This is a genomic window from Pseudorhodobacter sp. (assembly GCF_030452865.1).
Lineage (GTDB): Bacteria > Pseudomonadota > Alphaproteobacteria > Rhodobacterales > Rhodobacteraceae > Pseudorhodobacter.
Map to the genome: position 1 here is coordinate 1 of NZ_JAKDLJ010000010.1, position 23,682 is coordinate 23,682.

Annotated in this window: 33 protein-coding genes, 1 tRNA gene, 1 other RNA gene and 1 pseudogene; 31 read left to right on the top strand and 5 right to left on the bottom strand. The window is 58.9% G+C overall.

What is annotated here, in order from left to right; genetic code table 11:
• The first annotated feature begins 108 nt into the window (after positions 1 to 108).
• Both L0H65_RS01460 and L0H65_RS01465 read left to right on the top strand, forming a co-directional pair.
• Entirely contained in the window at positions 109 to 1,551 is a 1,443-nt protein-coding gene (locus tag L0H65_RS01460; RefSeq protein WP_301456987.1) for a HAMP domain-containing sensor histidine kinase, read from the top strand.
• A 61-nt stretch (positions 1,552 to 1,612) separates the two neighbouring features.
• A tRNA-Arg gene (locus L0H65_RS01465) sits at positions 1,613 to 1,689 on the top strand.
• A gap of 538 nt (positions 1,690 to 2,227) precedes the next feature.
• Here the strand turns inward: L0H65_RS01465 and L0H65_RS01470 are convergent.
• The 4 genes and pseudogenes from L0H65_RS01470 to L0H65_RS01485 form a co-directional block, all read right to left on the bottom strand.
• Positions 2,228 to 2,527 (bottom strand): annotated as a pseudogene (locus tag L0H65_RS01470) (hypothetical protein); the annotation flags it as partial.
• 15 nt (positions 2,528 to 2,542) lie between these two features.
• A complete protein-coding gene (locus tag L0H65_RS01475) occupies positions 2,543 to 2,857 on the bottom strand; it encodes a hypothetical protein (RefSeq protein ID WP_301456988.1) in 315 nt (104 codons plus the stop codon).
• Positions 2,850 to 3,158: a hypothetical protein gene (locus tag L0H65_RS01480; RefSeq protein WP_301456989.1), complete on the bottom strand. Its 309-nt coding sequence runs from the start codon at positions 3,156 to 3,158 to the stop codon at positions 2,850 to 2,852. The genes L0H65_RS01475 and L0H65_RS01480 overlap by 8 nt, the downstream gene beginning before the upstream one ends.
• Before the next feature lie 403 nt (positions 3,159 to 3,561).
• On the bottom strand, positions 3,562 to 4,281 hold the full coding sequence (locus tag L0H65_RS01485; protein WP_301456990.1) for an XRE family transcriptional regulator: 720 nt from the start codon (positions 4,279 to 4,281) through the stop codon (positions 3,562 to 3,564).
• 62 nt (positions 4,282 to 4,343) lie between these two features.
• On the opposite strand from L0H65_RS01485, the gene L0H65_RS01490 reads away from it, so the two are divergent.
• From L0H65_RS01490 to L0H65_RS01505, 4 genes are read left to right on the top strand one after another with little or no spacing between them, the layout of a single operon-like run.
• Positions 4,344 to 4,616 (top strand): hypothetical protein, encoded by a 273-nt coding sequence (locus L0H65_RS01490; RefSeq protein WP_301456991.1) that lies wholly within the window; start codon positions 4,344 to 4,346, stop codon positions 4,614 to 4,616.
• Positions 4,616 to 5,047, top strand: coding sequence for a hypothetical protein (locus L0H65_RS01495; RefSeq protein WP_301456992.1), 432 nt, complete (start codon positions 4,616 to 4,618; stop codon positions 5,045 to 5,047). Before L0H65_RS01490 ends, L0H65_RS01495 begins: the two co-directional genes overlap by 1 nt.
• Entirely contained in the window at positions 5,044 to 5,325 is a 282-nt protein-coding gene (locus L0H65_RS01500; RefSeq protein WP_301456993.1) for a hypothetical protein, read from the top strand. Before L0H65_RS01495 ends, L0H65_RS01500 begins: the two co-directional genes overlap by 4 nt.
• A complete protein-coding gene (locus tag L0H65_RS01505; protein WP_301456994.1) occupies positions 5,325 to 5,546 on the top strand; it encodes a hypothetical protein in 222 nt (73 codons plus the stop codon). Before L0H65_RS01500 ends, L0H65_RS01505 begins: the two co-directional genes overlap by 1 nt.
• Before the next feature lie 11 nt (positions 5,547 to 5,557).
• On the opposite strand, the gene L0H65_RS01510 is transcribed toward L0H65_RS01505, so the two are convergent.
• Complete coding sequence (locus L0H65_RS01510; protein WP_301456995.1) at positions 5,558 to 6,109, bottom strand: hypothetical protein; 552 nt, start codon at positions 6,107 to 6,109, stop codon at positions 5,558 to 5,560.
• Between the two features lie 15 nt (positions 6,110 to 6,124).
• Between L0H65_RS01510 and L0H65_RS01515 the strand changes: the two genes are divergently transcribed.
• From L0H65_RS01515 to L0H65_RS01635, 25 genes are all read left to right on the top strand, one after another.
• Positions 6,125 to 6,409, top strand: coding sequence for a hypothetical protein (locus tag L0H65_RS01515; protein WP_301456996.1), 285 nt, complete (start codon positions 6,125 to 6,127; stop codon positions 6,407 to 6,409).
• The gene (locus tag L0H65_RS01520) at positions 6,406 to 7,236 is read left to right on the top strand and encodes a ParB N-terminal domain-containing protein (RefSeq protein ID WP_301456997.1); all 831 of its coding nucleotides are present in this window, start codon (positions 6,406 to 6,408) and stop codon (positions 7,234 to 7,236) included. Before L0H65_RS01515 ends, L0H65_RS01520 begins: the two co-directional genes overlap by 4 nt.
• Positions 7,236 to 9,521: a Mu transposase C-terminal domain-containing protein gene (locus L0H65_RS01525; RefSeq protein WP_301456998.1), complete on the top strand. Its 2,286-nt coding sequence runs from the start codon at positions 7,236 to 7,238 to the stop codon at positions 9,519 to 9,521. Before L0H65_RS01520 ends, L0H65_RS01525 begins: the two co-directional genes overlap by 1 nt.
• Positions 9,522 to 9,562: 41 nt before the next feature.
• Complete coding sequence (locus L0H65_RS01530; protein WP_301456999.1) at positions 9,563 to 10,336, top strand: AAA family ATPase; 774 nt, start codon at positions 9,563 to 9,565, stop codon at positions 10,334 to 10,336.
• Complete coding sequence (locus tag L0H65_RS01535; RefSeq protein ID WP_301457000.1) at positions 10,336 to 10,929, top strand: hypothetical protein; 594 nt, start codon at positions 10,336 to 10,338, stop codon at positions 10,927 to 10,929. Before L0H65_RS01530 ends, L0H65_RS01535 begins: the two co-directional genes overlap by 1 nt.
• On the top strand, positions 10,914 to 11,282 hold the full coding sequence (locus tag L0H65_RS01540; RefSeq protein WP_301457001.1) for a hypothetical protein: 369 nt from the start codon (positions 10,914 to 10,916) through the stop codon (positions 11,280 to 11,282). Before L0H65_RS01535 ends, L0H65_RS01540 begins: the two co-directional genes overlap by 16 nt.
• Positions 11,279 to 11,536 carry a hypothetical protein gene (locus L0H65_RS01545; RefSeq protein ID WP_301457002.1) on the top strand — a complete coding sequence of 86 codons (258 nt, stop codon included), beginning with the start codon at positions 11,279 to 11,281 and terminating at the stop codon, positions 11,534 to 11,536. Before L0H65_RS01540 ends, L0H65_RS01545 begins: the two co-directional genes overlap by 4 nt.
• A complete protein-coding gene (locus L0H65_RS01550; RefSeq protein WP_301457003.1) occupies positions 11,529 to 11,741 on the top strand; it encodes a hypothetical protein in 213 nt (70 codons plus the stop codon). The genes L0H65_RS01545 and L0H65_RS01550 overlap by 8 nt, the downstream gene beginning before the upstream one ends.
• A 1-nt stretch (position 11,742) precedes the next feature.
• Entirely contained in the window at positions 11,743 to 12,405 is a 663-nt protein-coding gene (locus L0H65_RS01555) for a DUF3164 family protein (RefSeq protein ID WP_301457004.1), read from the top strand.
• A gap of 8 nt (positions 12,406 to 12,413) precedes the next feature.
• Positions 12,414 to 13,043, top strand: coding sequence for a hypothetical protein (locus L0H65_RS01560; protein ID WP_301457005.1), 630 nt, complete (start codon positions 12,414 to 12,416; stop codon positions 13,041 to 13,043).
• Between the two features lie 17 nt (positions 13,044 to 13,060).
• Complete coding sequence (locus tag L0H65_RS01565) at positions 13,061 to 13,330, top strand: HU family DNA-binding protein (protein WP_301457006.1); 270 nt, start codon at positions 13,061 to 13,063, stop codon at positions 13,328 to 13,330.
• A gap of 6 nt (positions 13,331 to 13,336) precedes the next feature.
• An RNA gene (locus L0H65_RS01570) (hammerhead ribozyme type II) lies at positions 13,337 to 13,413 on the top strand.
• Between the two features lie 270 nt (positions 13,414 to 13,683).
• Entirely contained in the window at positions 13,684 to 14,295 is a 612-nt protein-coding gene (locus L0H65_RS01575) for an ORF6N domain-containing protein (RefSeq protein ID WP_301457007.1), read from the top strand.
• Complete coding sequence (locus tag L0H65_RS01580; protein WP_301457008.1) at positions 14,288 to 14,482, top strand: hypothetical protein; 195 nt, start codon at positions 14,288 to 14,290, stop codon at positions 14,480 to 14,482. Before L0H65_RS01575 ends, L0H65_RS01580 begins: the two co-directional genes overlap by 8 nt.
• A 33-nt stretch (positions 14,483 to 14,515) precedes the next feature.
• Positions 14,516 to 14,956: a regulatory protein GemA gene (locus tag L0H65_RS01585; RefSeq protein WP_301457009.1), complete on the top strand. Its 441-nt coding sequence runs from the start codon at positions 14,516 to 14,518 to the stop codon at positions 14,954 to 14,956.
• A complete protein-coding gene (locus tag L0H65_RS01590; protein WP_301457010.1) occupies positions 14,949 to 15,383 on the top strand; it encodes a hypothetical protein in 435 nt (144 codons plus the stop codon). Before L0H65_RS01585 ends, L0H65_RS01590 begins: the two co-directional genes overlap by 8 nt.
• A complete protein-coding gene (locus tag L0H65_RS01595) occupies positions 15,380 to 15,802 on the top strand; it encodes a Mor transcription activator family protein (protein ID WP_301457011.1) in 423 nt (140 codons plus the stop codon). The genes L0H65_RS01590 and L0H65_RS01595 overlap by 4 nt, the downstream gene beginning before the upstream one ends.
• A gap of 74 nt (positions 15,803 to 15,876) precedes the next feature.
• Entirely contained in the window at positions 15,877 to 16,503 is a 627-nt protein-coding gene (locus L0H65_RS01600; RefSeq protein ID WP_301457012.1) for an N-acetylmuramoyl-L-alanine amidase, read from the top strand.
• Positions 16,503 to 17,105 carry a hypothetical protein gene (locus L0H65_RS01605; protein ID WP_301457013.1) on the top strand — a complete coding sequence of 201 codons (603 nt, stop codon included), beginning with the start codon at positions 16,503 to 16,505 and terminating at the stop codon, positions 17,103 to 17,105. Before L0H65_RS01600 ends, L0H65_RS01605 begins: the two co-directional genes overlap by 1 nt.
• Positions 17,106 to 17,120: 15 nt before the next feature.
• Positions 17,121 to 17,381 carry a hemolysin XhlA family protein gene (locus tag L0H65_RS01610; RefSeq protein ID WP_301457014.1) on the top strand — a complete coding sequence of 87 codons (261 nt, stop codon included), beginning with the start codon at positions 17,121 to 17,123 and terminating at the stop codon, positions 17,379 to 17,381.
• Positions 17,371 to 17,868 (top strand): DUF1804 family protein, encoded by a 498-nt coding sequence (locus tag L0H65_RS01615; protein WP_301457015.1) that lies wholly within the window; start codon positions 17,371 to 17,373, stop codon positions 17,866 to 17,868. Before L0H65_RS01610 ends, L0H65_RS01615 begins: the two co-directional genes overlap by 11 nt.
• A complete protein-coding gene (gene terL, locus L0H65_RS01620; protein ID WP_301457016.1) occupies positions 17,865 to 19,520 on the top strand; it encodes a phage terminase large subunit in 1,656 nt (551 codons plus the stop codon). Before L0H65_RS01615 ends, terL begins: the two co-directional genes overlap by 4 nt.
• A 183-nt stretch (positions 19,521 to 19,703) precedes the next feature.
• Positions 19,704 to 21,101, top strand: a complete 1,398-nt coding sequence (locus L0H65_RS01625; protein ID WP_301457017.1) for a DUF935 domain-containing protein — start codon at positions 19,704 to 19,706, stop codon at positions 21,099 to 21,101.
• A 197-nt stretch (positions 21,102 to 21,298) separates the two neighbouring features.
• Positions 21,299 to 22,660: a PBECR2 nuclease fold domain-containing protein gene (locus tag L0H65_RS01630; protein WP_301457018.1), complete on the top strand. Its 1,362-nt coding sequence runs from the start codon at positions 21,299 to 21,301 to the stop codon at positions 22,658 to 22,660.
• A gap of 103 nt (positions 22,661 to 22,763) precedes the next feature.
• The gene (locus L0H65_RS01635) at positions 22,764 to 23,330 is read left to right on the top strand and encodes a phage virion morphogenesis protein (protein ID WP_301457019.1); all 567 of its coding nucleotides are present in this window, start codon (positions 22,764 to 22,766) and stop codon (positions 23,328 to 23,330) included.
• Positions 23,331 to 23,682: the final 352 nt, after the last annotated feature.

Sequence of the window (23,682 nt, forward strand, 5' to 3'; positions counted from 1 at the left end):
TGTGGGCGGGCGGGTGCCCCGCCACATACGGTTTTGTGCTGGGTGTGTTGACGGCGGGGGTGGGCCGTCTGCCCCCCCCGGACCCCTCCCGAGGATATTTTTGAACAGATGAACAAGGGCAAGAACACTGGGGTGAAGCGGCTGCGGATATTGAATACGCTGTCGGGACGGTTTCTGATCCTGACCGTGGCATTTGTCATGCTGGCCGAAGTCCTGATTCTGGTGCCATCGCTGGCGCGGTTTCGCGAAGACTACCTTTTGTTGCGGTTGGAAAAGGCGCAGATTGCGTCATTGGCGCTGCTCGCGACCGATGGCATGATCAGCGAGTCGCTTGAGAAGGAACTGCTGGCGAATGCCGGGGTATTGAACGTGATCCTGTGGCGTGACCAGATCCGGCAGTTGATCCTGTCGTCCCCGGTGACAGATGCAATCGCGGCGACCTATGATTTGCGCAATTCGACGCCGCTCCTGTTGATCCGGGACGCATTGGTGGTGCTGTTCGACGATCAGGATCATGCGATCAGGGTGCTGGGCAATCCGGTGCAGGACGCCGGATCCCTGATTGAGGTGACGATGCGGACCGGGCCTTTGCGGCAGGCGATGTTTACCTATGGCCTGCATATCCTGGGGCTGTCCGCGCTGATTTCTGTCGTTACGGCGGGGCTGTTGTTTCTGGCAGTGCAGCGGTTGTTGGTGCTGCCAATCCGCAGTGTAGTTCAGCATATGGCGTATTACGCCGAAGCACCGGAAGACGCGCGCCGGGTGATAGCGCCGACCTCCCGCGTGGTTGAGTTGCGCGAGGCGGAGGAAGCGTTGCAAAGCCTGCAAAACCACATGACTGGCGCGTTGCGTCAAAAGGAGCGATTGGCGCAATTGGGCTCCGCTGTTGCGAAGATCAGCCATGATCTGCGCAACATTCTGACCACGGCGCAGCTTTTTGCTGACCGGATCGAGCGTAGCACTGATCCTGTTGTGGCGAGGATTGCGCCGAAGCTGATTGCCTCCATCACCCGTGCGGTTTCCCTGTGTGAATCGACGTTGGCATTTGGCAAGGCTGAAGAGCCGCCGCCACGTTTGATCCGACTGCCGCTGCGGCCCTTGATTGAGGAATTGATTGAGGCAGAAGCGCTTGGGGACCGACCGGGAGTTACATGTTTGGTCGATGTGCCAGCCGGTTTGACTCTCCGGGCGGACCCGGAACAGCTTTACCGCGTATTGGCAAATCTCATGCGCAACGCGGCACAGGCGATCGAGGCGGCTGCGAGTGACGGTTTCATCGAGGTTTCCGGCGGGGAGAGTGAGGCAGAATGGTGGATCAAGGTTGGCGATACCGGGCCCGGCTTGCCGCCAAAAGCCCGCGAACATCTTTTCACCGCGTTTCAGGGCAGTGCCCGTAAAGGCGGCTCCGGTCTGGGGTTGGCGATTGCTTTTGAACTGGTGCGCGGGCATGGCGGCCGGCTCGAATTGCTGCGCAGCGATGAGGCAGGAACGGAGTTCATGATCCGTCTGCCGAAATCCGACGGCTTTGCCGAGCAACTTTCCAAAAGCTGATCATAGAGCGATATTCGCCTCTTGCATTGCCCGGCGCAGGACGTTACATCGCCTCCAATACGCACCCGTAGCTCAGCTGGATAGAGCATCAGACTACGAATCTGAGGGTCGGGCGTTCGAATCGCTCCGGGTGCACCAAATTTCCTATATCTTTCAATATGTTAGCGAGATTCGCTTTTTTTTTGGAAAACGCAACTCAACACGTTTCAATCGCATACAATACGATACACTACGAATTTTTTTGTATTGATTCTGTAGGGGGGTGGTAACTTTGTCAGTACTGCCGAAACCCCCAGAAGAGTGTGTAAGCTGTTGAAGAAGTGTGAATAAGCGGCAAACCTCTGCGTTTTATGTGTTGCGGGGAGGTGGCTGAAAATGCGCGATGATGGGCGTGTACTGAGCGATTGGGCGCGCATCTGATCGACATGTAACGCGCATTTGTGTGCAGGGACTAACATCCTGACAGTGTTAGGGTTTTGGCTGTCGGCGCGCGGGGCGATGTGGGTGAAAGTGCAAATATGCGCGGAAAATGGCGTGGTGAAAATTGGGGGGTTTCGGCAGCTACTTGCCGAAACCCCTGTTTCGTTTTCGGGATGTGATATTGTGACGCGAAATCAATGCCTAACACAGAATTGAGACTGCCGAAAAACAGAGGGGGGTTTCGGCAGTCGGCGTGTCAGGTTTTGGCGACGTTGGGGGCATTCCTGACACCCGGCAGCGCGAAGTTTGAGATCAGGAGTTCGGCGCGCGATGTTCCGGTTCCAGCATGGTTGCTGATGGAATAGGTAGTGGTCACCGGTTCGATCTTTGCCCAGGTAAACAGCGCGCGAATATCTGGCACGTCGTTGATAGAGAGCAGGAACCGGCCCTTCATCTGCGCGAGCTGCGCAGCCATTCGGGCGAAGGCCGCGCGGTCGAACATATCCTTGCCATAATCGCCCTCATTACCCCAATAGGGCGGGTCGAGGTAGAACACGCCCGCGCGTCGCGTCTAATTCAGGAACAGAAGCATCATGATCTGTTTCTGAAACAATATCAGCGCAGTGACAACGGCAAGGCTGGCCAGCAACGCAGAGACTATGAAGCCCTTGCTGGGCAGGTGCCCCACCCGTTCTGTCAATGTTGCGAGGCCAATCTCGACACCGCGCAATCGGTCATCGACCTTGTCCAATTTAACTTCCAGACGGGTGATGCGCTGTTCCATATCGCCAGAATTACCACCGCCGCTGCCCTTTGTGGAAGCGCTAATTTCATCGAGGCGCTGTTGAACGATGGGTGGTATCGGAAAGTCCTTTACCTCACTCATCTTTCATCTCTTCTGTCACGTCATGCCGAGCAGCCACCACGCTGTCCATGAAATGCGCCAGATAGCCACAATTCGGGCACATGCCCACTATGAGCGCGCCAACCGACAGCAGGTCGAGGCGACCCGGCACGATCACAGGCAGCCCGAACACCAAAGTATCATCCCCACCATCTTCGGGCTGCCCTCGCAGGTTAAACTGCATCAGTCCTTTGTTGCGGCAAATGGGGCAATCAGCCTCGTCGAGGATGCTCCGCCGGAAAGCGGCCTGTGCTGCCTCGGACGACACTTCGCCAAACGCCATTCTGCGGTCCAGGTATGAAGGTTTTGGCTTGGGATCAGGGTCTGACATCATGGCATCCTATAAAGTGAAAAATTTCGATGCAGTAGTCCCGTGATCAAACCGTTACTTCACTCGAATAGAGGTGGGGCCACAGACATGCCACTCGTTCTGATAGCCATATTCCCCCTTTCGTCCGTAACACTGGCCGAGTTCATTAAGCCTTTTGCTCATTGCATTTCGTTCGTCACAAACAGCGGGGTTTGACGCCCCCTCTGTCCCTCGACAGCGGCGGTCTAGTTCCCGCTCTTGTGTCAGTAGAGTGTGCACGTCTGATGAGGTGTTATCTGCCACGCCACCCACGCAACCGAACATCAACATACATATCGCAAACGCAAGTTGGTGGCGCATGATAAGGTTTCCCATTTCAACTGTGATTTGTATGTCCCCACCACATCACTTGACCGAGGATGGTTAATGACTGGAGCGGGCGAAATTCGGGTGGAAAAATCGGGTTGTCTGAAAGCACGGCGAGGGTATCAGACGTGGCGAAGGCAAGGCGCTTGATGCGTGCCTGACCATCATCGAGAATGGCATAGATCGCAGGTGCGCGCTGATCTTCGGGCGCGCGCGGTTTGGCCGGAGGCTGGGCGCGGCCTTGGTCGATGAGCACAACATCACCATCGTGAAACGTGGGAGCCATGCTGTCACCGCGCGCGCGGGCGATGATGGCTGCGCTGGCCGAAACGCCGAGGCGCTTGAGCCAGTCGCGGCGAAAGGCCAGATGTCCGATCATGGCCGCATCACCATTCGTTGCGCCGTCGCCCGCCGCCAGCTCAGCATCGTAAACCCGGATCGGGGCGAAATCTGAGGGATCATCGAAGGAGGGCATGGAGACGAGGCCAGGCAAGCTCTTCGCGCTACGCTCACCCGTGAGGATGTAGAGAATGTCGGCACCCAGTTCCGCCGCCGCTATTAGATAGCTGCTGTCTGGTGACCGTTTTTCACTTTCATAGTTGATCTGACTGTTCTTTCCGACGCCGCAGGCCTCGCCAAATGCCGATTGACTTAACAGCATTCGCTCGCGCTCCGCGCGAAGCCTACCCGAAAAGGTAGACAATCGTTCACCTTTGGTGTTGACAGTCAACAAATGTGTGCCTAATCTTCCATTGAGTCTACGAATGACAACCATCCAAGAAAAGCGCGCAAATGCAAGAAATTACTTATCAGCCTGGAGCCATCCTTCACGAGGCTATTGTCGGTGCGTTCCGCGCATCGGGCAAAGGCTTCGAAGCTTGGTGCGCCGAAAACAAGGTTCCGCCCAACTCGGCGCGGCATGCAACCTTCGGGCAATCGCGTGGCCCCAAAGGCAAGGCGCTGTTGGCGAAGATGATCGCGGCGGCAGGTGCCGATATCGTTCGGGCCGCTTACATGACGCGGATGAAGGCCCACGTCATTGATCTGAAAAAAGGGGCCGCATGATGTTCGGGTTGTTCCGCAAGCGCGTCGTAGCCGCAGAGCCGACCATACTATTGGCGATGGCCGAAGTTGCCACAAAGGTTTCAGCCGATGAACCCGTTGGTTCGTCTGCCGAGTTGTCAACGGAAGCAACGGTCCGCGTGCCTTATGTTCCCATGACACGGCAGGATTTCATTTTCCAGCCCGGACCGTTCTTGCACGAAGCGATCATCGGTGCGTTCCGCGCCAAGGGGTCTTCGTTCGAGGCGTGGTGCCGGGACAACAAGGTGATCGTGACCAGCGCGCGGCAGGCAACCTTCGGGCAGTCACGCGGGCCGAACGGGTGGGACATTCTGGCCCGGATGATCGACGCAGCAGGTGTCAGCTTTGTGCGCCATGTCTATGAAAAGCAGCTGCTGGAACATGCCGACGAAGTGCGCCGGAGGCTCGGATGAACGGCCCGGTGCGGGCGTTCCCGCGTCAGGACACGTCTTCCACTGGCTTGCGCCGGTCGGCGGCTGATCTGGGTGAGGTTCTGGCGCTGCTGTCGGGCGGGGTTCGCCCTGACGCCGAAACGCTGTCGCGACTTTGTGCATCGCTGCGGTTGTTGCAGGGGTTTCTGGTGGCCGAAGCGCATCAGCAGGCGGGCCGCGAGGCGATTGCAACCTTCATTGATTACAGCGGGACCGATCCGGTGCCGGTGGCGAAATTCCCGCATAGAGAGGTGCTGTGATGGCCCATGAGTTTCAAGAGTTCCGCAGGGCGGCTGCCTGTCCGCCCGCGCGTGAGCCCGCCCGGCGGTGTGCAGCCTGCTCCCTGCGCACCGCCTGGGTGTTGGCCGAGGACGTGATCGGCGCGGTGGCGCTGTTTGCCCTGCTGTTTGCCGGGTTCTGGATGCTTGCCGGGGCGGGTCTGCCCACGGGCGCGGATGCTTTGCTGGAGGTGGTAAGGTGATGGGGGGCGGATCAGCCGCGCGCGATCTGACCTGTCTCGATCTCTACGCGCTTTCGGTATCCGTAGCCGTCAAAGGCAAACATGCCGCCGAATATGCGATGCAGAAGCGGGATATGAAGCCGCTCGCCCGCTGCATGGGTGCCGAGACCGTCGATTGCGTCGTTGTAAGCCTTGCTGTCGATGGCACGGTACGTTGGCGGTTCGTCGGCGGTAATGCGGATCATGCGACTGGAGAAGGTCGCGAGATCGGCTGGCGTGGGGTCGACATTGGCTTCGACGTCGGCCAGCAGGGCGTAATAGTCGCGCTGAAGCACCTGATGGTCGCGGGCCTGACGGCCAAAGTCGAACACAAGCTGCAAGGCCCCGATAACGGCGATGGCCAAGCCAATAAGATAGCTGGGCAAGTGAAACTGCACTGCGACACTACTGACCGCCGTTGCTCCCAAGACCACAATCAGGAAGTTGAAAACCCGGCTGAACCGCTCAAGCGAGCGGCGGCGCGCCGTGTGGTAGAGAGCGTTGCGGAGAGCGTTGAACCTGATGCTGTCGCGGTCTTGGGTCATGGCTATTTCTTCCTAATGGGTGGCGGTGCCGGAGGTGGCGTCGGTTGTCGTGTGCCGACTGTCGCGCCCGCACCACTTGGGCCGGAAACGCTTGACGGCATTGGTATTTCGATCTCGCGCGTTGGCTGTCTGGTTCCGACGCCGAAGCCGGGGTTCGGGTCGCGCGAAGGCGGTTTTCTTTCAGTCATTCGTATCGTCCTCGATTGGTGGTTGCAGTTGGGGATGAAGCTGTCGGGCGATGTTGTCGCATCGCCCGGCAGCGCAAGTATCGCACCTTTGGAAATGGCCTGTAAAGCATGAAGACTACATTCAAGACCCTGCCGCTGGAGATGATCCAGACCGACGCCGCCAAACGCGCGCGCAGCTTTGACCCTGCATGGGCCGAAGCGCTGGCCGGGATCATTTCGCAGCAAGGCCTGCTGAACCCGATTACGGTGCGGATTGTGGGCGAAACGTATCGCCTCGTCGCCGGTCTGCACCGGCTGGAAGCGATGCGCCTGATGGGCGCGGACAGCATCCCTGCGATGATCAGCGCGGCCACGTCCGATGATGCGGCACGGCTGGAAGAGGTGATGGAAAACCTTGGCCGCAATGAGTTGATCGCGTTGGACCGCTGCCAGCATCTGTATGAGCTGAAGCAGGTCTGGGAGCGGATGTATCCGCAGACCGCGCATGGCAAGGCGTCACCAAAGGGGCAAACTTTGCCCCTTTCCTCCGATGCCCCGCAAATCTTCGGGTTCAGCAAAGCGACTGCCGAGAAAACCGGCCTATCCACACGGTCGATCAAACTGGCGGTCATGATCTGGAAGGGTCTGTCCCCGGCTTCACGTCGCCGCCTGCCCGGAACGCCGCTGGCGGCCAAGCAAACCGAATTGAAGGCACTTGCCGCGCTGAAAATCCCACAGCAAGAGCGGGTGCTTGACCTGATCTTTGGGCCGGAACGTCCCGACAATGTGGCGGAGGCACTGGATTACCTCAAAATCGGCCATGTGCCGGACATGTGGGAGCGCGAGTTTCACGTCGCGGTCACGGTTGCCAAAAAATGGAGTGATCTGCTGTTGGACGCGGTGCTGGCCGATCAGGAGGCCCGCGTGATCGCCAGCCTGAAGCGGAGGGGGCGCATCTGATGCAGGTCCGGCCCGATCAGGATTATTTCACGGCGCGCGAGCTGGCGGCGGTGGCATCTGCCAACGGCCTGCCCGGCTATTCCGAACGCAGCATCCGTGATCTGGCCACCCGCGAGGGCTGGGACCGGCAGGGTGGCGATCTGGTCCGGTCGCGCCTGTCACCGGAAGGCGGGCGGCCCGGTGTTGAATATCACCGGTCGTTGATCCCTGACGCATTGAAAGCCGTGCTGTATCGTCAACCTGCACGGGTGGTTGTGATGACAGAGCAGGACGCCGAGATCGAGGCCACTGCACGCCGTGTTGCTGCGCTGAAACAGCAGGCGCTGGGGACCACCGCACGCGGCGTGCTGGGTGCGCGGGCCGAAGTGCTGACCGCCATTGAAGGCTATGGGCTTTCACATGGCGAACGTCGTTCATGGGCGGTGCGTGCGTTTCTGGCAGCGCAAAAAGCGTGGATGGACCGTCAGGATTTTGAGCGCCGCCGTGATTCCGGGGAAATCCTGACAGACCGCGAAGTCGCCAGTCTGGGCTATCCGTTGGCTCTGTTGGCAGCCGACGGGTTTCATCTTGACCCTGCACGGTTGGCTGCTGCCAACGCGCGTGGCAAAGGAAAAGACGCGGCGATCTCCGAACGCAGTTTGTGGCGCTGGTTCAAGGCGCGTGATGGGCAAGGTGTGCTGTCGCTGGCCCCGGTGCCACCGCGTGTCAACGCCCCGATCCCGCCCGCGTTTCGCGCCTTTCTGCGCTTTTATGCCAAACCGCAAAAGCCCACGGTTGTCGATGCTTACGGCGAATACCTCAAGGATGCCGCAAAGCGCAACGACGTGCAGCCGATGACACTGACCAAATCGCAGGTCGAATACATCGTGCGTCACCGCCTCAACCCGATCGAGAAAATGGTGGGACGCGAAGGGTTGCTGACGTTGCGGTCGCGCCTGGCATATGTCACCCGAACCACGGAAGACATGCTGCCAACCACGATCTATTCGGCGGATGGCAAGACTTTCGACGCCGAAATCGCCGACCCGCTCACCAAGCGCCCGATCCGGCCCGAAATCACCACGGTCATCGACGTGGTGACGCGCAAGATCGTTGGCACCTCGCTGGCCCGTTCGGAAAACCAGAGATCAGTCGCCGAGGCTCTGCGCAACGCCTGTGTCGGCTGCGGGATCCCGGCGATCTTTTACGTTGATCGTGGTCCGGGCTATCGCAACGAGGCGATGGATGCTGATGTGGGCGGGTTGATGGGCCGGTTGCACATCACCAAAATGCATGCGGCCCCTTACGGATCGCAAGCCAAGGGCCGGATCGAGATCGTCAACAAGACGGTCTGGGATACGCTGGCCAAGCGCCTGCCCACCTTCATCGGCGAGGGGATGGACAAGGAAGCCGGGCAAAAGGTCCACAAGATCACCCGTCGCGAAATCAAGGAATTCGGGCAATCACGCCACTTGCCGTCGTGGGAGGATTTTGTCGGGTTGGTTGAGCGGATGGTGATCGAATACAACGCCAAACCGCACAGCAGCCTGCCGAAGTTTTCTGACCCCGCAACAGGCCGGATGCGCAACATGAGCCCGGATGAAGCGTGGGCGACACATGTGGCCGCAGGGTTCGAAGCGGTGGATGTTGATCCTGCCGAGGCTGATGATCTGTTCCGCCCCTACGAAATCCGCACCGCGCGGCGCGCGCAGGTCAAATGGAACAACAACGACTATTTCGACCACGCGCTGGAAGCCCTGCACGGGCAGAAGGTCATGGTGGGTTACGACTATCATCAGGCAGACCGGGTCTGGGTGCGGGACTTTGACCGCGAGACCGGCCAACCTGGACGTTTGATCTGTGTGGCACGGTTCATGGGCAACGCTGAGCGCTACGTGCCGGTATCCTATGAGCAAAAGGCGATTGCCACCCGCGCCAAAGGTCAGCTTGTCCGTATCGGCCGCAAGGTCGAGGCCATCGAGGACGAGCGTGATCAGCGCCTGATGGTCGAATTGCAGGCTGTCACGCCGGTGCCGTTCGTCGACCTGTCAGAGCAACCCACGCCGGTCCCGGTTGAGATTGCTGTCGATGCCGTCACCGACCTGCGCCCCACCCCTCCGCGTCGCCGTACCTTTGCCACGGACGAAGAACTCGCGGAATGGGCACTGCAAAATCCCGGCGATCTGACGGCAAATCAGATCCGGGTGCTTACGGGCTGTTTGAAGGATGCGACTGCGCGAAAGCTGTTGGAGCTATCAGGGATCGACACGGAGGCGCTTGCAACCCTCCTCCGTGCCGCTGCCTGAAATCATGAAGAAACGTCAGACCAGAGGATTGAGAGCATAACATGAAACCGAACTTTGTCGAGACTACCAACGTCCAGAAGTTTTACGCGGCCCTGAAACGTGTCAACGAGCGCGGGGCGGTTGAGGCCTGCATGGTCGTGGTCGATGGTAAGCCAGGGCTGGGTAAAACCACGACGTTGAGCCGTTGGGTCGCACAGACGGGCAGCATCTATCTGCGCGCGCAGAAGGGCTGGGATTACAATTGGTTGATCCAAGAGCTGCTGACCGAACTTTCCATTGATCCTGTGACGGTCAAAGGACGGCGTGAGAAGTTTGCCCGCGTGATCAGCACGCTCGGTGATCGCGCCCAAAGCGCATCGCTGATGGGGCAAACTTTCGGGCTTGTGATCGATGAATGCGATCTGGTGTCAAACCGGGCCGAGATCATGGAGGCCATCCGAGGAATATCGGACCTGCGGTTCTTGCCGACAATCCTTGTGGGCATGGGCACCTTGCGCGACAACCTGCGCCGCTTCCCACAAATCGAGAGCCGCGCACCGAACAAAGTTGAGTTTCTACCTGCCGATCTGGCAGACACCAACGCGCTGATCGAAAGTCGCTGTGAAGTGCAAGTGGCACCCGATCTGGTAGATTTCGTCTGCCGGGTTTCACGCGGATTCAACCGTGAAATCCTTGACGCCATCGCGCATATTGAGCGCTTTGGCATGAGGATTGACCCTGGCCCTGAGGGCATCACTTTGGCTGACATGGCCGGTCAGGCAATCATGAACGACCGCAATACCGGTAAGCCGGTCTGCATTCCGGCGGTGATGTGATGGTGGATCGTCATCATCCGGGAAAAGCACCCACCGCGCTCTTGCAGCGGTTGTCTGGCGGCCTGTGCCTGACCATTGATCAGTTGGCAGACGATCTGGACCTGACCAACCGTCAGGTTTCTGACGCAGCTGCCAATCTTCTGCGCAGAGACTACCTCGACCGGATGGCGCTTGGTTGCTACCAACTGACCGAGGCGGGCGAGCAGGCGGCACGGGCGGGTGAAGTCATCACGTCCGGCCCGAAAGGCACACGCGACAGTCACCAACTGGTTCGCAACACCCTGCGGCAACGGGCGTGGAGCGCGATGCGCGTCAGGGGCCAGTTTACGGTGCCTGACCTTGTCTCTGATGCCTCAACGCCGGGTGATGGCAATCCTGCCGATAATCTGCAGCGCTATCTGCGCGGTCTGAAATCGGCGGGCTATGTGGTTGAACTGCCACGGCGCGCGGCGGGCACGAAGATGACCAGCAACGGCTTCAAGCTCTTCGCTCTCAACCGATACACCGGACCCAAGGCACCGTCTGTGCTTCCCGGCCGGAACGGCATTCACGATTTCAACCTGCGGAAGGATGTCCCATGCATCCCACGTTGAACATTGCTCTGCCTGAACTCGAATGGATCGGATTGCTGCGCGATCAGATTGCCAAGGGCCGGACGATCTCGGCGTTGTCGCGTGAATGCGGCATCGCGCGCGCGTCTCTGTCGATGCTCTTGAGCGGTTCCTATCCCGCCCAGAGCCTTGATCTGGTGACGCGCAAGCATGGCGCGCGGATCGTCCGCCTCTATCGCGGTGCCGTTCTTTGTCCTCACCTGCGCACATCGATCAGCGCCGAGGTCTGCCGGGGCCATGCGTCGGCACCGATGTCCACCTCGAACCATGAGAAAATGAAACATTGGGAGGCCTGCCGGGTCTGTCCGCTGAAGCCGGAGGTAACTGCGCGATGAGGTTAATCGACGTCATTCAAAATCATGAGTTTTCTCCCGAGGCAGAGGCGATGTTCGCCGCCATGGCGAGCAACGGGCCGACCGATGAAGGCATGCTCGTGGTGATCTGTGCTGCCGCCTATCTTCTCTGCACAAATTTCCCCGAAAAGGATGCGTTGGATGAGGCCGAAGCCGTCATAGCCTATGTGCGTGCGGATTTGTGTGCGCGCGCCTTGCACCCGCGCCTCCGGATTGTTGGGGGTCGCGATGTCTGATCAGCGCACCCAACGTGAAATCCTGACCATTGCCGCCCGCGCCTTGGGCAGGATCGATGTGCAAGGCCTGCGTGGCCTGACGCTGATCAGCACGGAAGAACTCGAAGCCATGGCGCTTGCCCTGGTCATCCTTGGCCTTGTGGCCATTCAGCCGGGTGCGCAAGCGCCTGAAACCCTCACCTACCCACCCCAAAAGGAGGCCTGACATGGGCATTCAAGAGACGAGTTTCACGCCGGTCGATATCCCTGACGGATTGATCGAGGCGCATGGAAATACCTACATGAGCGATGGCACTGGTGGTCTGCGCGCGGTCGAGACCATTCCGCCAGTCAAGAAACTGATGGACGAGTTGGTCCGCAAGGAGTTCGGCTTTGCGATGGCCCTCTCCGATCAGTTGCGCCGGTTCCGGACGCATCTTATTGGCAACCTCGACAGCTTTGATGCTCTGGTGATGCAGGAGTATGAGGTTAGGATCGGCGGCAAAAAGGGCAACCGGACTTACAGCAGCTTTGATGGGCTTTGGAAAATCGAAATCCGCATTCAGGATTACATCGCTTATGGCCCAGAGCTGTTGGCGGCAAAGGCTCTGTTTGATGACTGCCTGAACGAATGGTCCGCCTCCACCCGCGCGGAAATGCGCTCCATCGTCACCAATGCCTTCAACACCGACAAGGCTGGCCAGATCAACCGCGCCAACATCCACACTCTGCTGAAGACCGAAAGCGAAGATGATCGCTGGCAGCGCGGGCAGGATGCCATACGCGATGCGGTCTATGTGCTGGGGTCAAAGGAATACGTTCGTTTTTCCTATCGCTCTGATCAGCGTCAGGATTTCAAGACCGTCTCCATCAATCTCGCGAACGCGTGAGGGGCGGTATGAACGTCCCGTTTCACACCTGCATCGGCACGATTGATTTGATGGTATTGCGGCCTGAAGACCTGTCGGCGCAACAGCTTGGCGACGCGCTTTCAAAGATCAACCGCTTCGGTGGCCGGTCGCCGGAGCCTTGGTCTGTCGCTGCGCATTCAGTGCTGGTCGAGGCGCTATGCCCTCCTGATCTGCAGCCCTATGCATTGTTGCATGACGCTCATAAGGCTTTTCTGGGCGATCTCATGGATCCTTCCGTCGAGCTGCTGTGCCGCGTTGGCACCCGCACGGCGGTCGAAAACGCGATACTCAACGCTGAAAACCGGATCGACCGTGCGATTGCGGCGGCGTGGGGCATTGCACTGCGCTCGCGGTCAGAGGCTTTGCTGACCGCTTGCCAAGTCGCGTTTCTCGCGGAGATTTGGGTGTTCATGGATGTGCTCCCCGGACCGGTACCACCGGCCCAGACCGATCTCTTTGATCGGGCCATCGGCTTTTTGTACGAGAACCCCAATCTGATCGGAGACTGGCGCGATGCTCGCGAACATTGGCTCGAACGGATCAGCTTTCACGCATCACTGGGGCATCTCACGCCGCCCCTTGACCCAAACCCGACCAGCATGACGCAGGCCGGATAACCCCCCAGGAGGAACCCATGGGAACTGTCTCTAAATCTGACATCATTCGCGACACTGCCGAAAAGACCGGGACGAGCGCTGCGGCGGCGAAGGAAATCGTCGAAGCGTTTCTAGGTCTGGTCTCGGAACGGGCCGAGGCCGGTGAAACTGTCAGCTTGATCGGCTTTGGCCGGTTCAGCGTGAAGGATCGTCCGGCACGGGTTGGTCGCAATCCGGCGACTGGTGCGCCGGTGGATATCCCGGCAAGCCGCAAGCTGACCTTCAAGCCGTCGAAGAAAGCGGCCTGAAACCCTTTGCGAAACCTCCGTCCGGCACGTTTCGGGCGGCGGTCGGTTTGGCGTGGTGGCCATTCCCTGATGAGCAGCCAAAGGATTTGAAATGCAGCGACGTGAAAACATCAGTTTGACAAATTTTGCGGACTGCCTCATGTTGGTGGCGTTCGGACGTGCCGTAGTAAGCACCCCGAGCAGGTCTACCGATGGCGGTTACGCCCCGACAGAGCGTCTCATCAGAGACAATCTTCATCCGGGTGGCATGTGCAATGTCCAAGGCTTCGGCCCAAAGGCGCATGCGGATTGTCCATCGGCAGTCTTACTAACACCCGGAGCCGTTTCGGCAACCGTAACCGATGGAGAAAACCATGACGACACTGTTCGATATCGCGGGCGTTCAGGCCCGAATTTTCAACTTACCCAACCGACCACCGTTTATGATCGCAGTCGATTTAGCCGAGGTCTATGGAACTGTGACGAAGGCCCTCAATCAAGCCGTAAGTCGCAACGCGGTGAGGTTTCCAGAGGATTTCATGTTCACCCTCACGGAGGACGAAATCGACGCTTTGCGGTCACAATCTGTGACCGCAAAAGCAATTTCAATGAAGGTCCGATACGAGCCGAAGGTCTTCACCCATGCCGGTGCATACGCGATTTCGGCAGTTCTAAAAACCGACACAGCGGCGCAGGTGTCGGTTGTGGTCCATCGCGCGTTCGCCGCGATGGAACAGCAGGTGATCGCGGATATGCAGTTCACCCTGCGGAAGGTTCACATCGAAGCCAGTCAGCGGCGCATCCGCTATCTGGTAATCCAAGGCACACAGGCAAACATGCCTTTCGATCAAATCCGCCTTTTGGGCAGCTATTCCGGTCCCAAGCTCGCCCAAGCCCTACGCGAGTGTCTGCACCTCGGCCTGATCGACCAACTGCCGCCCGGCACGCCGGATGCCATTCAGGCGGATCTGTTCGCCAATGGCTGAACGCGCGACTGAAATCCTCGACCGGGCGGGAGATGCACTGTGCGGGATCGACGATCTACTGTGCAGTATCAGCAACGGCAACCTGCATCTGGTTGACCCCAACAACCTGTCGGCCCTTTTGCAACTGGTCCATGATCAGATCAGACGGGCCGAAAATGAACTCACGGAGTGCCAGAAGACAGGCTGACGCGATTGCGGGCTTTCCGGACGGGAGGCCCGCATGAACACCATTGCAATCATCAATATCGCCAAAGGCCAGTTGAACATAGCCGAGGATGATTACCGCGCGATGCTGGGCCGGATCACCGGAAAAACCTCCCTGCGCGACATGAACGAGCGGCAGAAGATCGCCGTGATGGACGAGATGAAGCGGCTCGGGTTTCGCATCAAGGCCAGTGGCAAAAAACTGCCAGCGTCGGTGAAGCCCTATGTTCGCATGATCCATGCACTGTGGCGCAACTGCTATCGGTTGGGAGAGGTGAAAGACCACTCCCCTGCCGCCCTGCGGGCCTTTTGCAAGCGCTTCATCGCTCACGGTGTGGACGGTGTCATCGTAGATCCTGACATGATGTCCTATGCTCAGGCGAGCCCGATAATTGAAGCGCTGAAGAAGATGGAAGCGCGCGGGCGGGCAAAGGCAAAGGCTGCGCCGAATGGATAAGCATGTTCCCAATGCGGACATTCGGCGCGCATGGTTGGATCAAAGCCTGACCTCGGCGCAGGCAGCAGCCTCGGTTGGATTGGCCCGCGCAACCTTGTGGTCGCGCGCCAAGGGTCTCGGCTTGCCGCCGCGCAAAGACGGTCGGCGCGAAGTCATCCCCGGCGAAGATCTTCGCTTACTCTGGTCTGCCGGTGTTTTGGTGCGCGATATTGCAGATCACTATGGCTGCGCCCGTCAAACCATTTCTCAATCCGCCCGCCGCCTTGGCTTGCCCGTCCGCGTCAAAGGCCGAAAGCCGTTGATCACACTGGCAAGCTATCGCCAGGAGCTTTTGGGGAGGGCGATGCAACGCCGCCTGAAACTTGAGGCTGTCCATCGCAACGCGCGGCTTCAGGTCGATGCAGCGTCGGAGCAGCATCGACTATGAAACACGTGCCCGTCATTGCCAACGACTTGCCCCTGTCACTGATTGACATGGTGGAAACGCTGGATGAGTTCCACGGCGCTGGCCTTGGCATGCGGGCCGCACTGAAACTGATGCAAGCCTTCGGCGGTTTGGATCTGAAATTCCCGAAATCACCGGCACCGGATCATCCTGTCGCGGTTGCGTTGGGGATGGACGATGCGCTCGCTTTGTGCCAGCATTTCGGTGGCAATCAGATCTATGTGCCAAAGCCCGGCGGTCGCCGCCGTCCCACGCGCCGCAAGGCCGTCCTTGCCTTGCAAGATCAAGGCCGCAGCCGCGCAGAGATTGCCCGCGCCTTGGGCCTGTCGGAACGCCATGTCCGCCACTTGGCGAACACAGAGCCTGAACTCAAAACGCTCCCGCTTTTTCCGGACGAATGACCAACCGGAGATCATCTCCGGGCTAAACGGTGCGGCGCGTGCGCGATGTTGCCAGCGATCCAATGGAGCGCCCAATGTCAAAAGCTGCAATTTCAATGATCCAATCCGGCCTGCGTGATCTCGGTTTCGCGCCGGGACCGACTGATGGATTGTACGGGGCCAAAACCCGCGCGGCAGCGCTGGCTTGGCTTGACGCCGGTGGCGCGCAAGCAGACGCCTCTTTGATGCCGATGGGTTCGGCAATGATCTATCAGGGCTCGCAGAAATACCCGGTTCATGAGATCGTGGTCCATTGCAGTGCCACACGTCCTGATTGGATGAAATCTGCATCCTTTGCTGAACAGGTGGCAGAAATCCGCCGCTGGCATGTTCAGGATCGAGGTTGGAACGATATCGGCTATCACTGGTTGATCAGCCGCAGCGGGCAGGTTCTGATGGGTCGCCCCGAAAACGTCATCGGAGCTGGAGTCGCTGGACACAACAGTGGCGTCATTCATGTTTGCCTGCTCGGCGGTGCCGGGTCTGCCGAAACCGATCACTTCTCCGATCACTTCACGTCGTCGCAAAATATCACATTGCGCCAGGTGCTGGACGGAATTGGTATGCGCACGCAAATCCGCCGGATTTCCGGCCACAACGAGTATGCCGCCAAAGCCTGCCCCGGCTTTACCGTTTCCCAATGGCTCAAGGAGGCCCATTGATGCGTCTGTCAAACAACATCACGTTGCCCACGCTCCCGCTGTTCGCTGCCCGCTCCACTTGGGCGATGGTCATTGCGGCCCTGATCACGATCTTCAACACGCTCGGCATTGATCTGCTCGGGTTCTTCACCTCCATCGGCGCGGGGTCCACGCCCGATGAGGTGCTCGCAACCGGCCAGAGGGTCGTCAGTGCCTGGCAGATCGTGGCACCTTTGGCGCTGGGGTTTTGGGCATGGGTCGAGCGGCGCGCGCCGAATTTCCGACTGACATTGGGGTCCGCGAAAACAGTCAGTGACGTGTCAGGAATAGGCGCGGCCGTTGTCGCTCTGGCGTTGTTCGGTGCTGTGCCGACCGGCTTGCGCGCAGAAACGCTCAGCCGATGCTTCGATCCCATTCAACTGAAGCAATCCCTGACCGAGCGATACGGCGAAGAGTTGGTGGGCGCTGGCATGACAGGATCAGATGTCGCCACGCTTATCTATTCCAACGTCACAACGGGAAGCTGGACCTTGGTCGCCATTACCGCTGACAGAGCCTGCGTGTTGATGGCAGGCGAGCATTGGAGCATGGCTCCGGGCGCGCCGCCCGGCGATCCCGCCTGACCCAACGAAAATTCAATGGCCCGAGGCAAAATGAACGATCTACCTTCTCACCACCTTGAACGCATCTCCCAGGCGCATCTGCGCCTGGACGCACATGATGGACGGCTCACCTCGCTGGAAACGCATGCAGCAGTCTCTGCAGAGCGCAGCCAGCACATTCAGAGTTCCCTGACCGATATCAAGGCGGGCATCACATGGATCGCCCGCCTCGTGATCGGCGGAATTGTCATGGGTGCGATCGGCTTCCTGATTTCGGGAGGCTTCAATGTCCCGTGACGATACCCGGCGCAAAGCCCGGTCCGACTATGTCTATCGCCGCATGATGCAATCGACCATTGCCATGGCCTACGGTGTTTCCGAGGCCACGGTTGGTCGCTGGAAAAAGGCAGCCAAAGAAGACGGAGATGATTGGGATAAAGCCCGCACCGCCCATGTCATCGCTGGCGAAGGCGTGGAGGTGGTGGTCTCCTCGGTCGTCGAGGATTTCATGATCCAGGCACAGGCGATCCTGGACGAGATCAAAACCGGCTCGCACAGCACACAAGAAAAGGTGGGCATGCTGGTCTCGCTGTCGGATGCGATGACCAAGATGGCCGCCGCAGCCAAACGCTTTGCCCCCAAAGTGTCAGAGTTGGGCGTCGCACAAGACGTCATGGGCAAGCTTCTGGACTTCGTGCGCGAGAACTTCCCGCATCACTCATCCATGATTTTGGAGATCATCGAGCCCTTCGGTGAGCGTCTGGCCGAAATTTATGCGTCATGAGCAAACGGCCTCATCTGAAACCATCGCTTAGCCGCAAAGAGTTCCGCGACAAGATCGCCGATATGGCGGCCGACTTCGCGCGCAACATCGAGCTGAATGTTGGAGCGTTCCCTGCCGATCCGGTTGCAAAAGCAGCGCGTCTTGAACGCATCAAACAGCCCGATGGGTTTCAATACTTCATCGAAACCTATCTGCCACATTACGTCAAAGGGCCAGCAAGCCTGTTTCATCAGGCTATTTTCGCGCGTGTGCCGGAAATCCTCGCCGCTGACAAAGGCGTGCGGGATCTGTTCATCGCGCCGCGTGGATCGTCCAAATCGACGCACCTGTCGCTTGGCTTGGCGCTTTATTGCATCGTCATGCGCAAAACCCGATATTGCCTGGAGGTTTGTGACGTCTATGCGCAAGCCGCCTTGCTGATCGAGGCGATCAAGGCCGAATTGACAACCAATCCACGCCTTCAGCACGATTTTCCTGACGCCTGCGGCCAAGGTCGCGTCTGGCGTGAAGGCGAGATTGTCACCCGGCAGAATATCCGGATCGAAGGTCTGGGCGCGTTGCAAAAACTGCGCGGTCGCCGTCATGGCCCCTATCGTCCCGACTTGATGTTCTTTGACGATATCGAGAATGACGAGGCGGTGCGCAGCCCGGAGCAGCGCCAGAAGTTGGAGAACTGGATCCAGCGCGCGGCGTTGAAGGTCGGGCCGCCTGACGGATCGATGCACGTCATTTGGGTTGGCACCGTCCTGCATTTCGACGCGGTCTTGGTGCGGGCATCGAAAAAGCAGCTTTGGCGCTTGACCAAGTTTCAGGCAATCATGACATGGCCGCACCGCATGGATCTGTGGGAGCAGTTCGAGGAAGCCTATCACAACGATGGCGAGGAAGCCGCCCGCGCATTCTACGCCGCGCGCAAGGCGGAGATGGACGAGGCTGCGGTGGTGAACTGGCCTGCCATTCAGCCGCTGCTGTGGTTGATGCTGGAGCGCGCTGCCAGTCACGACGCCTTTGCCACCGAATACCAGAACCAGCCGATTTCCGAGGGCAATCCCTTCAATGATCTGACGTGGTGGGTGCAGCCGCAACGCGACTGGATTTACTTCGGGGCGATTGACCCGTCGCTTGGCAAGAACGGCAAGGGCCGTGACCCTTCGGCCATTCTGATCGGCGGTCTTGACCGCTTGACGGGCATCATGGATGTGGTGGAGGCCTCAATCCGCAAGCGCCTGCCCGATATCATCATTTCTGACACCATCGCCTTGCAGCGCGAATATCGTTGCCTGTTGTGGTTCGTCGAGAGTGTCCAGTTCCAGGAGTTCCTGCGTACCACGCTGATGTTGGAAGCCGCCAAGCAAGGGGTTGGCATCTCCGGCGTTCCCATCGTGCCGTTAGGCGACAAGAACCTGCGGATTGAGCGTCTTCAGCCGCCGGTCAAATCCGGCCTGATCCGGTTCAGCCAAGCCCACACCACGCTGATCGACCAGCTTCAGCAATGGCCGAACGCCGATCACGATGACGGCCCGGATTGCCTCGACATGCTGTGGCAAAATGCGCTGTTTTATGCCGGTGGCGGTGCAGCCGGGCAGATGCAGACGGCGTCATCGCCGGGAACTGACCGCATGGCTGGATATCGATTGGGGGGCCGTCGGTGATGGTGAACAGACCTGAGATAGACGAAGAGGACGCAATTGTGATCGGCTTGAAGATCGTGGAAATGGCCGACCGCCTCAAGCCCATGTCCACTGTAATGCCAGGCACGACGGCAACTTGGTCATTCGAGATGAACAATCAGAGATTTGTTGTCTCGATGACACTAGCCCAAGAAGGTGAATAGAATGAGCCGTCGCAAGAAACACGCCCCTGCAAAGCCCACCGCATTCGCCGAGGACGCGCGTAAAAACCTGCCGAATGACGCCCGCACTCTGATTGCCAGCGTTCAGAACGATATCACGATCCCGTTTTACAGCGGCGTTCTGCGCAATTCCGATGAAACCTTGCTCAATCAGGGTGGCGGCAAGGGGCTCGCGATCTATGACGAGATCAAGCGCGATGGTCTTGCCGGGGCGTTGCTGGAAAAGCGTAAGAACACACTGACCTCGCGTGACTGGGAGGTTGAGGCAGCCGGAGAAAAGCCGATCGACATTGAGGCGGCGAAGTTCATCACGGAAATGCTGGACATTCTTTCTTTCGATCAGATCTGCAAGGATTTGCTTGAAGCCACGCTTAAGGGTTTTGCCGTCGCCGAAATCGTCTGGGCCCGCAATGGCAATCGCATCTTGCCCATCAAGATCAAATGCCACGATGAACGCCGGTTTGTGTTCGATCGAGATTGGCAGCCACGACTTTTGACCTGGGCGGCACTGGCCGAGGGTGAGCCATTACCTGCGCGCAAGTTCATCGTTCATCGCGTCGGGGTGAAGGGCAACAATCCCTATGGTCTCGGCCTTGGTTCCAGCCTGTTCTGGCCGGTGCTGTTCAAGCGCGAAGGCATCACGTTCTGGCTGCACTTCCTTGAGAAATTTGCGGGCCCGACGGTTGTCGGCAAAACGCCCTACGGCATGTTGAGCGATGAGCAGAACAAGCTGATGAACACGCTGCTGACGGTGCGCACCAGTTCGGCGATCACGGTGCCGATTGGCACGGATATCGAGTTTCTGGAAGCGTCGCGTAGCGGCTCGGTCAGTTATGAAGCCTTCTTGGCCTATTGGGACAAGCAAATCTCGATCCGGATCACCGGCGAGACGCTGACCACGCAGGTCAGTGACGGCGGCGGCAACCGTGCGCTTGGTGAAGTCCACCAGGAACAGCTCGACGTGTTGGCGGACAGCGACGGTGATTTGCAGGCCGAAACCCTCCGCGACACGCTGTGCCAATGGATTGTCGAGTACAACTTCCCCGGCGCTGCCGTGCCGACGATCCGCCGCACCCGCCCCGAAAATGCCAAAGCGGCAGCCGAAACCCGCAAGACCAAGGCCGAAGCGGCGAAAGCCGTCAATGAGGCCATTCTGTTGATCGTCAAGCAAGCGGCACAGTTCGAGGATGATTCCGTTGCCCATGAATACATCACCAGCTTTGAGCTGACCGATGGGCTTTCCGAAAAGACCATTGCCGCCTTGGTTGCCGCCCGTTTTGCCTTTGTTGGCCCAACCGAAGCGGCTGATCCATTTACCACCGCTGATCCCGCCAGCGACCCGACGAGTTTTGCGGGCAACCGGCTCAAAAAAAAAGCCTGACGCATAGGCATGTTTGTTTTGCGGAACCCGGCGGGTCGGTCGAACGGATTACCGACCAAGCGATTGCGGCGGCGGGGCCCCACTTCAATCGTCGTTTAGCAGCGGTCAAAGCGGCTATCACAGAGGCCGCAGATTTCGACGCTGCCGCCTAGGCTTTACTGGAACTTGCTGCCAAATGGAGCCCGGATGCGCAGGCCATGCTGCTCGGACAAGCCATGGAGCTTGCTGCGCTGGAGGGCCGGGAAGCCGTTTATGCTGAAGCCTTTGATGGGAAGGCGTATGGTGAGCCGGATTTCAGCCGTCAGGAATTCCGCGAGCAAATTGACTTCCTGACGCAAAAACGCCCGAAGCCGACGCGGGTCTGGACCGATGCAATGCACGGCATGCATGATCGCTCCTTCGTGGTGGCCGGTGCAAATGACATCGCGATGCTGGAGGAGTTTCACGCCGCCATGATCGAGGGCGCGCGGACCTACGACATCAAGGCCTTTGGATCGGAATTTGATCGCATTGTCGAGAAATACGGCTGGTCTTACAACGGCGGTCGCAATTGGCGCGTCCGAACGATCTTTGAAACCAACATCCGCACCAGCTACATGGCCGGTCGCCTGAAACAGATGCGCGACCCGGAACTGGTCAAGCTGCAACCCTACTGGCTCTACCGTCACGCTGACACCCGCGTTCCCAAATCACCGCGCGCGCTGCATGTCAGCTGGGATGGGTTGGTTCTGGCGTGGGATGATCCTTGGTGGGACATCTATTTCCCACCCAATGACTGGGTCTGCAGCTGCGGTGTGCATGGTCTGTCGCGCGGCGATCTTCGTCGTTTGGGCAAGGCGGGGCCGGACAAAGCGCCAGAGATCGTCCGCAAGCCCTTTACCCACGAGGCGTCGGGTGTCACGGTCGATCTGCCCGAGGGTACCGGCTATGGCTGGGACTACATGCCAGGCGATCAATGGGAGCGCGGTCTTGTTCCGTCGGCTCTGCTTAACGACCCGGCTGCGTCGCCAACCGGTGATCTGCGCGGCCATAATCTGGTCAGCATCGACCTTCCGGAGCCGATTGCAGATCTGGTTGGAAAAGCCAAGCCATTCACCGCAACGGTACTGCAACCCGGCTTGCCAATGGAAGACTATGTACGCGCCTTCCTTGAGCCCTTCGGTGCGAAACCCGGTGAAGCCAAGCTCTGGCAAGACGCGGCGGGGCAGAAGCTGGTCATCTCTGACGACCTCTTTCGGGCGCATTCCGGCGGTTGGAAAGGCCTCAAGCGCGGCCATGGCGATCACGCGGCACTGTTGGCCGAGGCGATCATGGATCCCGATGAAATCTGGCTGGGGCTCAGAGAGGTGCCTGTCTTGGGCCTCCCGGACTATGTCGAACAGATGATCACGCGCCGCTATATCCGCGTTGATCCCAAGACCGCACTTCAGGTGCTCTATGAAGTGGGTCAAAAGCAATGGGGTGCTGTCACAGGCTACGCCAGCTTCAACAGATCGAAGCCTGATTATCGCCATATCGACAAACAAAGGGTCGGAAAGCTGCTCTGGAAACGAAAATAGCGATCCGGGTGCTCGGATCGCTGCATCGGAAAGGCTTGAAGGGCACACACCGCCTCACCCGACCGACAACTTAAACATAGCGCGAAACGGAAAGGTTTTCAATATGTCTGGGATTTCAATCGAGTTCGAACTGGACAACGCCGATGCAACAGCTCGGCTGCAAGCGTTGCTGAACCGGATGGACAACCGAGGCCCCCTGTTTGCGCGCATTGGAGATCGCTTGGTTAAATCCGCCAGCGACAATTTCCGCGCCCAAAGCGGTCCCGATGGCACCCCATGGCAACCGCTTCGGCCCGCTACGATCAAAGTCCGCAATGCGCGCGGTTTGACCCCTATTCATATTCTACGCGCACGCGGCAACCTGGCGGGGTCGATCAACCGGCAAGCAACCGATGATGAGGTTCGCGTCGGCACACCTGTCGAATATGCCGCGATCCATCAATTGGGCGGTGCCATCCAGCGCGCCGCGCGCTCAGCCAAGATTTACCGCCTGAAAGATGCCAACGGGACCGTCGGGCGTCGGTTTGTCAAAAAGAAGAAGGCCAATCTGGAAACCGAGGTCGAAATTCCGGCCTACGCGATCAATATCCCGGCGCGGCCGTTCATCGGTGTCTCGGCGACTGATGAAATCGGCATATTCGAGGATGCAGAAGACTGGTTGTCGCTGTGAGCTGTGCATGGCGCAGGATTTCGCCACAGGGCGCAGGAGGCAGCTCTAGCGCCGGATGACCCGTGAAAACCCGACAAGGCCTGTTAGCCCCCTGTCAGGATCACTCTGCCGCATGATTTCGCGCCAATCATGCGGAAGAGGATTGATCGGCGGACCAATCGGTTCCATGATCGCGCGATAAGCTCCTGATTTGGCGGCGGAGATCATCTCCGGTCTATCTGCCCCAAATCATCGTGCATGGTCTCCGAAATCAAACGGAACGGCCATGACAGCAAAATCCAAATCCGCCTCCACCCTGACCGCCCGGATCGAAGTGTTCCGGCCCGGCACCTTCACGCCGATGACAGGGGCG